A 16,898-nucleotide genomic window follows, 5' to 3' on the forward strand; every position below is an offset into this window, starting at 1 on the left:
CCGATATCCACAATGAATCGCGGATACCGGCAAAATTGCTGCACGACTGCAGCTTTTTATCGGAAAAAGAAACCCTTAAAATCGGGTGGAAACCCCGTAAAATTACATTACGCTTGAATGCTTTGAACCAATTCAACGACTTGTTCAGCTGTTTGCATATCCAGAGCTTTAGCAGCCAGTTCCTGCATATCCGTACGGGACAGCTTGGTGATCTGACTACGAGCTGGCAGAATGGATGTTGCGCTCATGCTGAACTCATCCAATCCAAGGCCTAGCAGCAATGGAATTGCTGTTTCGTCTCCTGCCATCTCACCGCACATGCCAACCCATTTGCCTTCACGATGTGCTGCATCGATAACCATTTTAACCAAACGCAAAATGGCTGGGTTGTAAGGTTGGTACAGATAAGCTACTCGTTCGTTCATACGGTCTGCAGCCATTGTGTATTGAATCAGATCGTTCGTTCCGATACTGAAGAAATCCACTTCTTTGGCAAACTGATCCGCCAGAACTGCGGTCGAAGGAATTTCGACCATGATTCCGAGTTGAATGCTGTCAGAAACAGCAATACCTTCAGCAACCAGCTTCTCTTTCTCTTCGAGCAAGACAGCTTTTGCTTCACGGAATTCACCCAGTGTTGCGATCATTGGGAACATGACACGCAGGTTTCCATGTACGCTTGCACGCAGCAATGCACGCAATTGTGTTCGGAAGATATCCAGACGGTCCAGGCACAGACGAACTGCGCGGAAGCCGAGGAAGGGATTCATTTCTTTTGGCAGATCCAGGTATGGAAGCTCTTTGTCTCCACCGATGTCGAGTGTACGAACAACAACAGGTTTGCCTTCCATTTTTTCCAGTACCGCTTTGTAAGCATTATACTGAATGTCTTCGGAAGGAAGCTTGTCTCTGCCCATGTACAGGAACTCGGTACGGTACAGACCTACAGCCTCGCCGCCATTCTCCAGAACACCCGTTACATCATTTGGTGTACCAATGTTGGCTGCAAGTTCAACATGAACGTTGTCCACGGTTACCGTTGGCTCATCACGCAGTTTTCTCCACTCTGCACGTTGTGCATCATACTGTTCCTGTTTGGCACGGTATTCAGCAATAACTTCATCAGTAGGGTTAACCAGCACGTGACCATCCAGACCGTCAACAATGATCATATCGCCTTGTTTCGCTTGAGCCAAGATGTCCTTGGTTCCAACGACAGCAGGAATTTCAAGAGAGCGAGCCATGATCGCTGAGTGAGAAGTACGTCCACCAATGTTCGTTGCGAAACCTTTAACAAATTGGCGATTCAATTGAGCCGTATCGGAAGGCGTCAGATCCTCCGCAAGCACGATCACTTCTTCATTAATCTCAGCCGGACTCATGAAGTCGATACCAAGCAAGTGATTTAGCACACGTTTGGTAACATCACGCATATCTGCTGCACGTTCCTGCAGGTATGCACTCTTCATGTTCTCAAACATGGAGATAAATTGCGATGCCGTTTCGTTCAAAGCAAATTCTGCATTGATCATGTCATCTGCAATTCTAGCTTTAACCGGATCAATCAGTTCCGGGTCATTCAGAATGAGCAAATGCGAAGCAAAAATCTCAGCTTTTTTCTCGCCAAGCTCTTGTAAAGTACGCTCTTTGATCGCCTCAAGCTCAGCCTGGGATTTACCCAGAGCTGAGTCGAGTTTTGCGATCTCTGCGTCAACGTCGTTAATTTGGCGTTTTTCTACAGAGTAGTCAGGATGCTCCAAGATAAACGCCTTGGCGATAGCAATACCCGCCGAAGCCGCGATCCCGGAGACATTAAGCATTAATTTCGCCCAACCCTTCGTTAACCATAACGTCAGTCAAAGCTTGAAGAGCTTCAGCTTCGCCTTCGCCTTCAACGATAATGCTGATTGTGTCGCCTTGTTCCAATCCGAGGGAAAGAACACCCAGAATGGATTTCAACGTTACTTTTTTACCGTTAGCTTCTGCAAAGGATTCTGCACCTTTGAATTTGTTTGCTGTATTAACCAGGGCTGTCGCCGGACGTGCGTGGATACCATCTTCGTCTGTAATTCTGAATGTTTGTTGCATTACAATCATCTCACTTTCAGTAATTTGGTTTTGGCATTGCATATATTTACACTAGCTTGCCATCGTCGTAACACTTCTTATTTTATCTCAATGATTGGCTGATCGCCAACTTTCAGCACTCCACTCTTCTTCAGGGTTACCGTGGAGCCCTCTGGCAGGTTGGTGAAAATAACTGGCGAGATGATGGATGGAGCGTTTGCTTTGACATACTCCAGATCCACTTCCATAATCGGCTGACCAGCCGATACCAGATCACCTTCCTGTACCAGTACGTTAAAGCCCTTACCCTTCAGCTTCACCGTATTGACACCTATATGAACAAGCACTTCCTTGCCTCCGTCGGACATGATGCCCACGGCATGTTTGCTTGGAAATACATTAAACACTTTACCATACACAGGAGAAGTTATTGTACCATCATGTGGCAAAATTGCGAATCCATCACCTGTCATTTTCTCAGCAAAGACTGGATCAGGTACGTTCGTAATGTCCATCAACTCACCATTGACTGGCATTACGATGTCCTCAGGAACGATACGATCGCCTTGCTCACCTTGTGCCTTCTCCTCTTCAGGAGTTGGTTTGGCTGCTACTGGCGTTGGTGCTGGTGTTCGTCCTGCAATAATATCCTGCATTTGAGATTTAATCGTGTCGGAACGTGTTCCGAAGATGGCTTGAACATTATTACCCACTTCAAGCACACCGGATGCACCCAATTGTTTCAAACGATCTTTTTTCACATTGGATTTCTCATTGACTTCAATCCGCAAACGAGTAATACAAGCGTCCAGATGTTTGATATTTTCCTTGCCACCGAAAGCTTCGAGAATGTTATGGGGCAGGTCATCCGTTGAACCGGAGCTTCCGCCAGATTCGGTTTCAGGTGTTGCATCTTCACGTCCTGGTGTTTTGAGATTGAATTTGCGGATGATAAACCGGAAACCGAAGTAATAGATTACCGCAAGAATCAATCCGACAATAATTACGTCCCACCATGGTGTACGGTTTGGAATAATACCAAAGATCAGGAAGTCAATGAACCCACCGGAGAAGGTCATACCGATCTTCACACCCAGAATTTGCATGGTCATGAAAGACAAACCTGCAAAGATACAGTGTACTGCAAACAGGATTGGTGCTACAAACAGGAACGAGAATTCAAGTGGTTCTGTGATCCCTGTCAGGAATGAGGTCAGTGCAGCTGAACCCATGATACCTGCAACATACTTTTTGTGTTCCGGTCTTGCTTCATGGTACATCGCAAGAGCGGCCGCTGGCAAACCAAACATCATGAACGGGAATTTACCAACTTGGAATGTTCCCGCTGTGAGGTTAACACCATCACGCAATTGATTGAAGAAGATTTGTTGGTCACCACGAATGACATCTCCAGCTTTGTTCACATACTCACCAAACTCAAACCAGAATGGGGAGTAGAAAATGTGGTGAAGACCAAACGGAATTAATGACCGTTCCACGACTCCGAAGATAAATGCCGACAACGTCGGGCTTGTATCGACCATGAAGTGAGACACAGCATTCAATCCATTTTGAATTGGTGGCCAGATAATCACCAGAACTAACCCCAGCAAGAGGGAAACAACCGAAGTGACAATCGGAACAAAACGTTTACCTGCAAAGAAACCCAGGTAGGACGGCAGTTCGATTTTGAAAAATCGATTGTAACAGAGCGCGGCGGCAATACCTATGATAATACCTCCAAATACGCCTGTACTCAATGTTGGGATACCCAGGATGCTGGCATAACCCGGTACTTCGCCGATCATTGCTGGTGTAACCCCTACGGCTGTACCCAATGTGACGTTCATGACTAGATAACCGATGATGGCTGCAAGTCCCGCAACCCCTTCGCCACCGGCCAATCCGACGGCTACACCGACGGCGAACAGCAATGCCAGATTATCGAATACGATCTGACCCGCGTTCATCATAATTGTTGCGATCGAGTTCACCCAAGGGGTGTCGAGCGCCGTTACATATTGCAAGAAATCTGGATTAACCAGCATGTTACCGATTCCGAGCAGCAATCCTGCCGCTGGTAGAATGGCTACAGGCAACATGAGGGCTTTACCTACTCTTTGCAATACACCAAAAAGCTTTTTAAACATCGCGTCGTATCTCCCTTTCGTCTAAGTTATATGTTGTGATGCAAGCAAGGGAACACAAAAAAGGCATGAATTAATAAAGTAAACTGTGCCAACCTTGGGGTATAGCATACCCTGTACAAGGAAAGAACAATCACACTTTAATTAACTCATGCCTGATCGAGTCAGTAACACGTCACTTATGTTTATTCAGTTGCTTGATTACGGAAATCATTGTAGCACCAGTTCTAATCTATTGCAAGCCTTTACACCAAAAAAATAAATTCCGCTTTCTATCACTGGAATGATCTCACTTACTCTCTTCTTCCTTCCGTTGATTCAGCCGTTGCAGGTGAATGGTCAGATAGCCTACCTCCGCAGGATAAACAGGCAGATTCAGTCTTTTCTCCATCACTTTGGTCAGTTTCCATGCAAGCGAGTACATTTCAGGATACTCCAACTTCAGCAGGGAATCCAACTTATGAAGCTCTTCCACTTTGTCTCCACGGCGAACACGCTCAAGGGCGAAACGAAGATGAGTCAACAAACGAGAGTAATCAAGCGATTCCGTTTCAAACGAATACTCGAGTTGATTGGACACCAGGTTCACCAAATCCGTGATCAATTGTGAATGTTCACGTACCTGGGATATATTTTGATTGGTCATTGCACTATAGATATGGAGCGCAACAAAACCAATCTCGTCCATCCCGAGATCTACACCCATTCTCTCCTTGATCAGACGAACCGCGTAATCTGCCATTCGATATTCTTCCGGATAAATTTCGCGAGTCTCATATAAAAAAGGATTTTGTATGACAATGCCCTGCTCCTTGCGTTTTAACGCGAAAGAAATGTGATCGGTTAATGCAATATGGATATGTTCATTCAGAGGAACATCCGTACGCTCTGCAATATACGTAATAACTTCGTTAATAATCTCGATCAGTGCTTCATCCACCTGTGGAAGAAGCTGTTTGTACTGCTCTTGCTCCTGCTGGTTTTTCAAAATGAACATTTTCTCCACAGCCATCAATGGAATGTGATCACTCGGTTTTCGGTTAAAGCCAATGCCTTTACCAATAACAACGACTTCCCCGTGTTCAGGATGCTGTGCAATGATTACATTATTATTTAGCGCTTTATCTACATGCAGGCTGCTCATTGTTTGCACCTCTTTTTTCACACCATCTTAGGTGTGATTAAGTCACACCCTGTTACGAACGAAAAGACACCCGGAGCGGGCAATCCGCGCCGGACGTCTCGCTTAAAAAGTAACAAAAATTCGTCTTAAGGTCAATAGAGCAACCCTGCAAGATTTAAGTACTTCTTTACTCGTCAACTCCAGCTCTTTCCACAATCTTGTCGATTATAGAAGGAGTTGTAACAGCCTCGCTCTGTTGAATGGCAACTGGCGCAGGTGTTTTGGACTTGGTAAGGCCTTTAATCAGTTGCTCTACATCGATGCCGGATACACTCTTAAGCATCTCTGGAGCCGTCGCCATAAGTTCGGTAACATAGTTACTCACTCGCGCTGCACCTTCACCTTTACCTGTATCTACCACCGTCAGTTTATCAATAGAGGCAATTGGCTCTGCAATTTTGCCAGCCAGTTCAGGCAGCATTTTGACAATGATATCGAGTACAGCAGCTTCACCAAACTTCTGGAACGCCTCGGCCAGTTTTTCCTTCGCTTCTGCTTCGGCAAGACCACGCAAACGAATAACTTCTGCATCCGCTGTACCTTTGGCAAGTTCTGCATCCGCCATGGCCTGACCTTCGAGTCGCTTCTGCTCAGCTGTTGCTTTGGCATGTGTTTCGATGGAATACTGTACAGCATCGGCTTCCCGCATTCTTTTGGCTTTATCCGCCTCGGCAGCCTGTTCCACCGCATAACGATCCGCTTCTGCCTTTTTCTTCACTTCAGCGTCATATTGCTTCTCACGTACGACGATTTCTTTTTCCTGGAGATCGATCTCACGTTCTTTACGAACGAGTTCAACTTTCATTTCTTCTTCCACCACGGTCTGTCTCGCACGCGCTTCATGGATATGGTATGCCTGATCGGCTTCCGCTTTGGCTGTATCCTGATCCCGCTTAAACGTGGCTACTTTCAGTTCCTTCTCTTTGGCTGCCTCAGCGATATTGGTATCACGCAGCAACTCTGCTTTTTGACCCTGCTCTTCCGCATTGGCCTTCTGAATACGTGCATCACGCATCGCTTCCGCTTCGGCAATCTCGGCATCACGCTTCACAGCCGCAATTCTTGGTTTACCGAGAGCATCCAGGTAGCCCTGTTTGTCACGAACATCCTTGATGGTAAAGGAGACAATTTGCAGTCCCATTTTCTTCAGATCTCTAGCGGCTACGCCTTGAACCTCTTGCGCAAACCGATCCCGGTTCCGATATACTTCTTCCACCGTCATTGTACCGAGGATGGCCCGCAAATGCCCCTCCAGTACCTCCTGTGCTTCGCTTCTCAGCGCTTCTACAGGTTTACCGATGAATTGCTCAGCTGCCGTAGCAACGTCCTCTACTGCGCCACCAACCTTGATAATAGCGACACCGTCTGCAATTACTGGAACACCTTGCTCCGTATACACTTCAGGTGTGGAGACATCCAGCTTGTGGGACAACAAGGAGATAAACTCGGATTGCTGGAACACGGGCAGGATAAATGCACCGCCACCACGAACAATCTTAATTTTTCGGCCAGAATCATCATCGGAGATATTCTTGCTACCTAGGAACGACCCCGTAACGATCATCGCTTCATCCGGTCCAACCGTTTTGTATCTCGCCCAAAAAGCCAATCCCAATATCAGAATCACACCAACAACAACGGCAGGTATCAACAACACATCCCAATCTAAATTCATTCCACATCTCTCCCCTTATTCATTCATGATGAGTGCTTAAGCTACTTAGGTGATAAGAATACTTTATAAATCTTTAAGTACATTTTCATCCCATTCCGACACACGCAGTACGCCATCTACAACATCCACCACAACAACACGGGCTCCCGCCGCAATGGGGAGGTGTTCAAAACTGGATGCCGTTTGAATCGTACTACCGGATGCAAAACGGATCATCACTTCGCCAAAACCTTTTTCCGGCACCGGAATGGTAATTTCCCCAATTTTTCCAGATAACTCTTTCATTGAAAATGCAATCGAGACATCGCTGTTACGCATCGGTTTGATATATGCGAAGAATACCAGCATGGCTGCAGCAATACCTATAAGCAGGGATAGTATTAGACCGGACATTGCACTTAATGAACTATAACGTGTCAGCATAATGCCTGCCCCACCAAAGGTTGTAATGGAACCAGCTAACACAACGGGTTTGAAAAAATCAAGACCTGGCATCTCAAAAGCTCCGTCCAGCAAGCCGTCAATCAAGTCACCCAGCACAAGGCTGACAACCGCAAATATGGCCCCTCCGATCAGACACCCCCAATAAATCGTCTCCATCCCCTGTTCCTCCTCTCTCTGCCGCAAATTCATCCTAACTGGGCATTCCACATGTAAATAAATACGTAGCTAACATCAAAATGTTTCAAAATCTTTCCTCAAATGTATTCTGGAGCCGATAATGGATATTATCACAACATTCTTTAGTTCATGCTTCAAGATCCTCCCTCATTCATGCACGCATCCTAGACATAGAAAAAACCGCAAGCCCCCATAAAGGAGACTTGCGGTTTTTGGACAACAAAAAGTGTCCGTTCACTTGTCAGTGATTATAGAATTACAGAGAAGCCTTGTAGATGGATACAACATCTTCCCGTTGCAGTTTCTTGAAGTTACCAAATGGGCCAAACAGCATAGCTTTATCAGCCATTACATCGATCTGGCTATCATCGATATTGTAATCAGCCAAACGGTTAGGGGCACCAATGGATGTCCAGAATTTGCTGAGCGCATCGATACCTTCTTCAGCAATCTGTCTGTCTGACTTGCCTTCAGGATTCACTTCGAATACATTAATTGCCAGACGTTTGAATCGATCCACATTGACATCCAGATTATGCTTCATCCAGTGCGGGAACAAGATCGCCAGTCCGCCACCATGCGGGATATCATACACTGCGGATACTGCATGTTCGATATTATGTGTTGCCCAGTCTCCAGCGAGACCCATATTCAGCACACCATTCAATGCCATCGTTCCGCAATACAGAATCGTTTCGCGCAGTTCATAGTTCTCCAGATCCTCAACCAGACGAGGGGCTGCTTCCATCACGGTACGCAGAATCGTCTCACAGAAGCCGAGTTGAACCGGCGTGTTCTCATCCAGATGGAAATAATGCTCTAATACGTGGGACATCATATCCACCATACCGTATACCGTTTGGTCCAGTGGAACAGTGTATGTATTCACCGGATCCAGGATGGAGAATGCAGGGAATGAATATGCGCTACCCCAGCCCAATTTTTCTTGTGTATCCTGATTTGTAATAACTGAACCGGAGTTCATCTCCGAACCCGTTGCTGCCATCGTCAATACGGTACCAAGGGGAAGAGCGTCCTGTGCAACAGCTTTGCGCTGAGCAAAATCCCACATGTCGCCATCATATTTAGCACCTACAGCAATCGCTTTGGAGCAGTCCAGTACACTACCGCCACCTACAGCGAGGATCAAGTCGATGTTATTCGTTTTGCAAAGGTCTACCCCTTTGTGCACCGTAGAAAGACGTGGGTTCGGTTCCACGCCTGCCAGTTCAGTCACTTCTGCTCCAGCTTCCTTAAGCAATCCGATCACTTGATCATACAGCCCACTACGTTTGATACTACCGCCACCATATACAAGCAGAACCCGTTTACCGTATTTCGGTACTTCTGTCTTTAATGCTTCCAGTTGTCCTTTACCGAATATCAGACGGGTTGGATTATAGAATTGGAAAGATCTCATATCTATTGTCGCCTCCAAGGGAGTTTAGAATTTTTAGTGCAACTCCAATTATAGTACCCCGTTTATAGAAAAACAAATCGATAGCCACTCACTTTATAACAATCCGTTAATCTCCAAATGTGCTCTAAACATCTCGCTCGTTGAAGGCAAATCCTCAGCATCTACCCATGTTTCATGGGCCCATAACCCAGCCTGTTTGAATGCCCGCGGACAATGAATAAAGCACTCTTCCACATCCACAATGACAGCTGCACCTATGGTTTTACCACTCCAACCCATGCTGGCGATGAATTCTTCATCCTTGGTGATGGATGCTGTACCATTGATACGCAGCACTTCATTCATTCCCGGAATCAAAAAGAGCATACCGATGCCAGGGTTAGACAACATGTTCAACAACGAGTCTATCCGCCGATTACCTGGGCGCTCAGGATAAACGAGTCGATATGTATCATACACTTTTACGAATCCCGCTCCATCGCCCCGTGGTGACACATCACTTTTTCCATCATGATCGGACGTGGAGAGGAAAAATAATGGTGACATGGATATAAAGTTCTGAACATGTGAATCCACAAATGAGATTGCCTTGTTACGCACATGTTCATGCGGTTCACCTACCATGCCTCGCAGTTCCTCAGCATCTGTAATCAACGGAATATCCAATGCCTGCTTTTCCAAGATATTAACCCCATTTCCTCAATTCATTGTGGTACTCTAGGACTTCACTCCCATTATAACTGGCTCGGAAGTTCATTCCAATGCACACAAATGTCAGGAACAACAAGAACACCCGCTCATGAATGGGCGGGTGTTCTTGTTGGTTGACTGTTATTCCGTGTATCCCATGCTGCTTACAAAACGACGGAAAGCCTGGCGTCCTGCTTCATCATATTTGTAGACACCTGCATGTTCCAGAATCTCGGCAAATTTTAAGCCGACTTCCTGCTGTACAATGGAAATAGCTTGTTCTTTGTCCAAATTAGGACCAAATCGTTCAATCAATTCTTCCGCCCAGCCCAGATGTTTGTTCAACACATGATCAGAAGCTTTGGCGGCTTCAGCAAGTTTGGCATCTCCAGCGAGAATATCTGCGATACTGTCCAGCTCTTCCTTCAAACGGCCAGGCAGGATGGCAAGTCCCATCACTTCGATCAGACCAATGTTTTCTTTCTTCAGATGGTGCATTTCACGGTGAGGATGGAAAATCCCTTCAGGATGCACATCATTCGTGCGATTGTTACGCAATACGAGATCCATCTCGTAGCCACCGTCCGCACTACGACGAACAATTGGTGTTACCGTATTGTGTGGTACCTGCTCGCCGTCTATTTCACTGAATGCTTCGATATCCACAGCCGAATCACTGTAAACCTTCCACGCCTCATACACTGCGTTACCCGCTTCAAGCAGCTCTGCAGGATCGTGTGAGGCCAGACGCATTACGGACATTGGCCATTTCACAAGACTCAATGTAAGTCCAGGTGCATCCGCATGGCGGAATACCGCCTCTGGCTGTGCATTTTGAATCGCAAACGTATGACGTCCGCCCTGGAAATGGTCATGTGTAAGGATAGAACCGCCAACGATCGGCAGATCTGCATTAGACCCGATAAAGTAATGCGGGTACTCCCCAACAAAGGCAAGCAGCCTGCGCAGCGTATCTTTGGTCAGTTTCATCGGCACATGATCATGATGGAAAATGATGCAGTGCTCGTTGTAGTACACATATGGCGAGTATTGGAACAACCAAGGCTCGTTGTTAAGATTCAGCGGAATGACTCGCAGATTCTGGCGGGCCGGGTGATTCACCCGACCAGCGTAGCCTACATTTTCACGACACAGCTGGCATTTTGGATATACCGGTGGCGGAAGCAATTTCGCCATGGCAATTTCCTTCGGGCTTTTCTCCGGCTTGGAGAGGTTAATGGTAATCTCCATCTCCCCATAAGCCGTATCCTGCGTCCAATAGGCGTTCTTCGAGATGCGATCCATCCGAATGTAGTTGGAGTTAATGGATAAGTCATAGAATTGGGATGTGGCCGCCTCAATGCCTTCCGTCTGCTCGGTGTGGCGGAATGCGCGTACCACTTCGGATGGGCGTGCCATCAAATGACCCATGATTTTGGCATCCAGCAAATCACGGAACGTATCGCTATTTTCAGGAATGAGTCCAATGGTAAATCCATAATCGATCAATGTATCCAGCATCGCCTGTGGACCAGCGGGCACAGTTGTGTCCAACTCGCCGGCATAAGGCTCGGAGAATCCGAATTGTTCAAGCAGGAGGTTGCGGCTATAATCCCAATCCGCTTCCTCAATTAATTGTTTCTGCAAGGCAAATGCAACCAGACGTTCAATGGCATGCAGTGCTTCCTGCTGCTCCGGTGTCCGCTCTGTGGCACCTGCTGCAATATGAGTCTGTGACATAAGGTGTTCGCCTCCTAGTTTTTTCCGTAGCCGTCAGGACGTGATTGGTGCCAGCTCCAAGCGCTTTGAATGACATCTTCCAGATTGGTCCATTTCGGATTCCAGCCCAGGACGGATCTCGCTTTCGCAGATGAAGCTACCAGCACAGCCGGATCACCTGCACGACGTGGCTCCTGTACAACCGGGATATCGAGGCCAGTCACTTTTTTAGCTGTTTCAATCACTTGTTTTACCGAGAACCCTGTACCGTTACCCAGGTTAAACACGTTACTGTTCTCACCTTTGCGAAGGTAATCTACTGCACGCAGATGTGCATCAGCCAAGTCGCTCACGTGGATATAGTCACGGATACATGTTCCATCTTCTGTTGCATAGTCGTCACCAAATACTGCGATATGCGAGCGTTGTTTCAAAGCCGTTTGCAGTACGAGTGGGATCAGGTGACTCTCTGGCTGGTGATCTTCACCAATTTTGCCGCTCTCATGAGCACCGGCTGCATTGAAGTAACGCAGGGAAACGTACTTGATATCCTGTACTTTATCGAACCATGACATCATGCGTTCCATCATCAGTTTCGTTTCACCATATACGTTGGTCGGCTCTGTACGATCGCTTTCTTCGATTGGCACTTTCTCAGGTTCACCATAGGTCGCTGCCGTGGAAGAGAAGACGATGCGACGTACATTTGCTGCATTCATCGCTTCCAACAGACACAGTGTACCAAACACGTTGTTGTCATAATATTTAACCGGGTCTTTCATACTTTCGCCTACGAGTGAGTTGGCTGCAAAATGAATGACTGCATCAATTGAATTTTCAGCGAATAGCTTCGCCAGAATTTCTTTGTCACGCAGATCTCCTTCATACAATTTACCGCCGAGCAGCGCCTCACGATGCCCTGTCTGCAAGTTATCTAGTACGACAACCTCTTCTCCACGTTCCAACAAAGCCGCTACCGTATGAGATCCAATATACCCTGCTCCACCTGTCACCAAAATTGCCATTTTACTTCGCCTCCTTCAATTCTTTAACACCGTCACCTACGCCGCATACATAAAAATCACCTTTGAGAGTGGTACGTGCTTCATATGCAGCGCCCACTTCGCTTACAAAACGCTCGACATCATTTTCATGCACCAGCGATACGGTGCACCCGCCAAATCCCGCGCCAGTCATTCGGGCACCAAGTGTGCCAGGAATCCGCTGAGCTTCTTCAACCATAACATCCAGCTCATCACAGCTTACTTCGTACAAGTCGCGAAGCGATTCATGAGAAGCGTTCATCAATTGGCCGAAGGTTTCCAGATCATTACGCTGCAATGCTTCGACAGATGCGAGCACACGCGCGTTCTCTTCCACAACATGTTGCGCACGCTGTCTAACTTTCTCATCCTTGATCTGATCCTGTAGTGTGACGAACTGCTCTGGCGTCAATTGAGCCAGATAATTCAGTGCAGGCAGCTGTTCCTTCAAGATGGCAAGTGCCTGCTCGCATTGGGAGCGACGTTCATTGTACGCCGAATCCACCAAACCGCGGCGTTTGTTTGTGTTCCCAATGACTAATTTGTAAGAGCCTGTACGGAAAGGAACCTTTTCGTACTCCAGTGTGTCACACATCAGCAGGATTGCGTGATCCTGCGCACCGTTTGCCACAGCGAACTGATCCATGATTCCACAGTTGACGCCTACGAACTCATTTTCCGCTTTCTGGGACAGAAGTGCCAATTGAACCGTATCAATATCCGACACGCCCTCCAGAGACTGAATCGCAAATCCGGTAAGTACCTCCAGAGACGCAGACGATGAAAGTCCTGCCCCGTTTGGAATCTCTCCGTGGTACAGGAAGTCGTACCCTTTCGTTACATTCACACCCTTGCCTTGCAATTCAACCATGACACCAACAGGATAATCGGTCCATTCACCCGTTTTCTCCTTACCAATAGTGGAAGTATCCAGTGCTCCTTCATAAGACATGTTCGTGGATGCCAGTTGCAACTTGTTGTCCTGACGCTCACGGATTATTAATGTTGTTCCGAATTCAAGTGCTGCCGGAAGCACGTATCCACCATTATAGTCAATGTGCTCACCGATCAGATTCACACGCCCAGGGGCATGAAATACACGGATGTCCGCTCCACTCTCTCCGTACTTCTCAATAAACTTTTGTTTCAATTCAGTTACGTTCACTGCTGCTGCACCTCGCCTCGTTGTTGTGTTTTTCTTAATGTTATTATATAAGAAAGCGGTGCCTCATGTAATGCAACCATGTGTGTTTCATATGGATAAATGTGACCTTAAGACGTATAATGATCAGAGCATCCCGGAAAGAAGGAAACAACTATGGCAGATCAATCCAACGCCAAGAAAGACCCGCTTGCATCTTCAATAGAAAAAATACAGGAAACTCCTTCCGGTAAAAGTGGAGCACTCAGTTATTCGGTTGCCTCCAATCCGGTCTATTATGAGCAAGGCGCACTGCATGTCCTGTTTGCCGGAGCAAGCCAGACCCTTCCGGGTCACGCCCTTGGACCTAAATTGTTTGATTATTATCTGCTGCATTATGTAGAAAAAGGGGCGGGTACGTTCCGTACCGAACTGCACACCTACGAGTTATCCGCAGGTGATTGTTTCCTCATTCACCCCGGGCAACTGGTGAGCTACCAGTCACATGCCCGTAACCCATGGCAATACCGCTGGATCGCCTTTACGGGCAGCCAGGCTGCCCAGCATGCCGAGGAGGCAGGATTCCGCCCGGAGAAGTCCGTTTTTCATGCCGGACCCTCTTGTGGAATATCTGATTGGTTATCCGTGATGCAGGATGCTTTTGCCGAGCGCAAAGAAAGCTCCCATTTCACATCACTGGGTACGTTATATATGATTCTAGCCGAAGCACAGAATCACCTTTCGCAGGGGCAAACCTTAATTCCAGGTGAATCATCCATCCGACGTACGGTGAAACAGATGATTCAATATATGTCCACCCAATATGCCTATCCTGTCTCCATTGAACAGATGTCTGCGAGTCTCGGGTATAATCGTGCGTATCTTTCCCGCATTTTCAAACAGGAAACCGGACTTTCGCCAGTCACTTATCTGCTAAAACTGCGGATCGACAAGTCGCGCCAACTCCTAAGAGAACGCCCAGATCTGTCCATCGAACAGGTATCTGCATCGGTCGGACTGCCAGACGCGCTGTATTTCTCCAAACAGTTCAAACGATTTCACGGTGAAGCGCCCAGCTTGTATCGAGAGAAAATCCTCTCTCGTCCACGACAGCAGGGGTTACAGAAGAATGATCAACCAAACAAACGGTAAGCAATATAACGGGTGGTGATCAACATAACGGACAAAGAACCACATACGACAAAAAAGGTGCATTCCGCCATTATGGCTAAGATGCACCTTTTACACTTTATTTATTTGTCATCAGACTTCGGAGACAGAATGGACTCAATCCGTTCCAATTCCTCTGTAGAGAAGTCTAATTGGCTGAGTGCAGCCACATTCTCTTCAATCTGGGAAGGTCGGCTCGCGCCAATCAGCGCAGATGTTACCCTGCCATTACGCAGAACCCATGAAAGTGCAAATTGGGCCAAGCTCTGACCACGGGCTGCTGCAATCTGGTTCAGCGCACGCACTTTGCGGAGCGTCTCTGGAGAGATGTTGCTCTCATTCAGAAATACTGACGGTCCTTTGGCACGTGAGTCTTCCGGGATACCATTCAAGTATTTGTTCGTGAGTACACCTTGTGCCAGTGGACAGAAAGCAATACTGCCTGTTCCATACTCATCCAGCACGTCCTGCAAACCATCTTCAATCCAGCGATCCAGCATCGAGTATTTCGGTTGATGGATCAACAGCGGCGTACCCAAACTTTTGAGAATCTCAGCGGCCTCTCTCGTCTGGTCTGCGGGATAGTTGGAGATTCCTACATAGAGGGCTTTACCCGAGCGAACAATATGATCCAGTGCCATCATCGTTTCTTCCAAAGGCGTTTCGGGATCATAACGGTGGGAATAGAAGATATCCACATAATCCAGGCCCATACGCTTCAAGCTCTGATTCAGACTGGATACCAGATTTTTGCGTGAGCCCCACTCGCCATACGGCCCGGGCCACATATAATATCCCGCTTTGGTGGAGATCACAAGTTCATCCCGATAAGGTTTCAGATCCTGGGCAAGCACCTGTCCAAACAACTGCTCTGCCGAACCTGCCGGTGGGCCATAATTGTTGGCAAGGTCAAAATGGGTAATACCCAGATCAAATGATCGAGTGATCATATTACGGCCATTCTCAGCGTTATTGATACCACCAAAATTATGCCACAGCCCCAGTGAAATCGCTGGCAGTTTCAAACCTGAACGTCCAACGCGGTTGTATTTCATCGTTTCATAGCGAGTATCGCTTGCTACGTAGACCATCATGAATCCCTTCTTTCCCCAGGTTCCGCCTCCTGATCCGGTCAACACCGGAGAATGCGGTTATTCAGTCCATACGTTTAACCAAGAAGCTGGTCCACATGATTCATTACCTCACCAATCGGCTCTGTAATCAGCAAATCCGCCCTGCTGTCGTAAGCGGTCGGTGTAGCATTGAGCAGAACGGTATGTTTTCCCTGAAAATACGTAATTAACTGGGCTGCTGGATATACCGTCAGTGACGTGCCGCCCACGAGTAACAGGTCTGCCGAAGACAATGCATCAATGGAGCGATACAATGTCGTCTGGTCCAGCTCCTCCTCGTATAGCACCACATCCGGCTTGATAACACCACCGCATGCGGTACAGCGAGGTACGGTATCTTGGGATTGTATAATATCATTCAGTGCATAAAACTGCTTGCAATCCATGCAGGCATTACGATGAACTGAGCCATGTAGCTCCAAGACAGTGCTGCTGCCTGCCTTCTGATGCAGTCCGTCGATATTTTGCGTGATCACTGCCTGAAGTTTGCCCTCCTGCTCCAGACGGGCTAACAGTCGATGACACCCATTCGGTTCCGCATCTGGATGAAGCATTTTGCCTCGATAAAAATCATAAAAAATATCGGCATGTTGATCAAAAAAATGCCGGCTTAACAACTCTTCCGGTGGATAAGGCGAATGCTGCTCCGTCTGATACAGACCCGCAGCCGAACGGAAGTCGGGAATCCCGCTTTCCGTTGAAGTCCCGGCCCCTCCGAAAAAAACAATACGGGAACTTTCCTGAATCCAGGCAGCCAGTTGTTCTGTTGCGTTCATCCTCTCTCCTCCTTTTATATACAATATAAATTGAACTAAAGAATATTTACACTGGCCACTCCGATGACAGAACAACCTTCTGATCGCTGTTATCCCCAGATTTTTTGATTCCT

General features: G+C 47.2%; 14 protein-coding genes. 1 reads left to right on the forward strand and 13 read right to left on the reverse strand.

Features of this window, described 5'->3' with window-relative positions; genetic code table 11:
* Positions 1-107 precede the first annotated feature (107 nt).
* The 11 genes from ptsP to AB4111_RS18615 all read right to left on the reverse strand — a co-directional run bounded on the left by ptsP (position 108) and on the right by AB4111_RS18615 (position 13,730).
* Positions 108-1,820 (reverse strand): phosphoenolpyruvate--protein phosphotransferase, encoded by a 1,713-nt coding sequence (gene ptsP / locus AB4111_RS18565; RefSeq protein WP_442032709.1) that lies wholly within the window; start codon positions 1,818-1,820, stop codon positions 108-110.
* Positions 1,813-2,088, reverse strand: a complete 276-nt coding sequence (locus AB4111_RS18570; RefSeq protein WP_036617010.1) for an HPr family phosphocarrier protein — start codon at positions 2,086-2,088, stop codon at positions 1,813-1,815. The genes ptsP and AB4111_RS18570 overlap by 8 nt, the downstream gene beginning before the upstream one ends.
* A gap of 77 nt (positions 2,089-2,165) precedes the next feature.
* Positions 2,166-4,217: a glucose-specific PTS transporter subunit IIBC gene (gene ptsG, locus AB4111_RS18575; protein WP_442032710.1), complete on the reverse strand. Its 2,052-nt coding sequence runs from the start codon at positions 4,215-4,217 to the stop codon at positions 2,166-2,168.
* Positions 4,218-4,503: 286 nt separating this feature from the next.
* Positions 4,504-5,358, reverse strand: coding sequence for a glucose PTS transporter transcription antiterminator GlcT (glcT, locus tag AB4111_RS18580; RefSeq protein WP_253440117.1), 855 nt, complete (start codon positions 5,356-5,358; stop codon positions 4,504-4,506).
* A gap of 166 nt (positions 5,359-5,524) precedes the next feature.
* Positions 5,525-7,072, reverse strand: coding sequence for a flotillin family protein (locus tag AB4111_RS18585; RefSeq protein WP_253440120.1), 1,548 nt, complete (start codon positions 7,070-7,072; stop codon positions 5,525-5,527).
* Between the two features lie 63 nt (positions 7,073-7,135).
* Positions 7,136-7,672, reverse strand: coding sequence for a hypothetical protein (locus AB4111_RS18590; protein WP_017686844.1), 537 nt, complete (start codon positions 7,670-7,672; stop codon positions 7,136-7,138).
* 277 nt (positions 7,673-7,949) lie between these two features.
* Complete coding sequence (locus tag AB4111_RS18595; RefSeq protein WP_442032711.1) at positions 7,950-9,113, reverse strand: iron-containing alcohol dehydrogenase; 1,164 nt, start codon at positions 9,111-9,113, stop codon at positions 7,950-7,952.
* Positions 9,114-9,206: 93 nt separating this feature from the next.
* Complete coding sequence (locus AB4111_RS18600; protein ID WP_442032712.1) at positions 9,207-9,794, reverse strand: MSMEG_1061 family FMN-dependent PPOX-type flavoprotein; 588 nt, start codon at positions 9,792-9,794, stop codon at positions 9,207-9,209.
* A gap of 150 nt (positions 9,795-9,944) precedes the next feature.
* Entirely contained in the window at positions 9,945-11,543 is a 1,599-nt protein-coding gene (locus tag AB4111_RS18605; RefSeq protein ID WP_442032713.1) for a UDP-glucose--hexose-1-phosphate uridylyltransferase, read from the reverse strand.
* 14 nt (positions 11,544-11,557) lie between these two features.
* Entirely contained in the window at positions 11,558-12,547 is a 990-nt protein-coding gene (gene galE, locus AB4111_RS18610; protein ID WP_091020409.1) for a UDP-glucose 4-epimerase GalE, read from the reverse strand.
* A 1-nt stretch (position 12,548) separates the two neighbouring features.
* Positions 12,549-13,730, reverse strand: a complete 1,182-nt coding sequence (locus AB4111_RS18615; protein WP_253440133.1) for a galactokinase — start codon at positions 13,728-13,730, stop codon at positions 12,549-12,551.
* Between the two features lie 153 nt (positions 13,731-13,883).
* On the opposite strand from AB4111_RS18615, the gene AB4111_RS18620 reads away from it, so the two are divergent.
* Positions 13,884-14,858, forward strand: a complete 975-nt coding sequence (locus AB4111_RS18620; RefSeq protein ID WP_442032714.1) for an AraC family ligand binding domain-containing protein — start codon at positions 13,884-13,886, stop codon at positions 14,856-14,858.
* 101 nt (positions 14,859-14,959) lie between these two features.
* On the opposite strand, the gene mgrA is transcribed toward AB4111_RS18620, so the two are convergent.
* Both mgrA and AB4111_RS18630 read right to left on the reverse strand, forming a co-directional pair.
* Positions 14,960-15,967: an L-glyceraldehyde 3-phosphate reductase gene (mgrA, locus tag AB4111_RS18625; protein ID WP_339243184.1), complete on the reverse strand. Its 1,008-nt coding sequence runs from the start codon at positions 15,965-15,967 to the stop codon at positions 14,960-14,962.
* Positions 15,968-16,044: 77 nt separating this feature from the next.
* Positions 16,045-16,785, reverse strand: a complete 741-nt coding sequence (locus AB4111_RS18630) for an NAD-dependent protein deacylase (protein WP_442032715.1) — start codon at positions 16,783-16,785, stop codon at positions 16,045-16,047.
* Positions 16,786-16,898: the final 113 nt, after the last annotated feature.

The sequence above is a fragment of the Paenibacillus sp. 2KB_22 genome (assembly GCF_052115745.1).
Taxonomy (GTDB): Bacteria; Bacillota; Bacilli; order Paenibacillales; family Paenibacillaceae; genus Paenibacillus.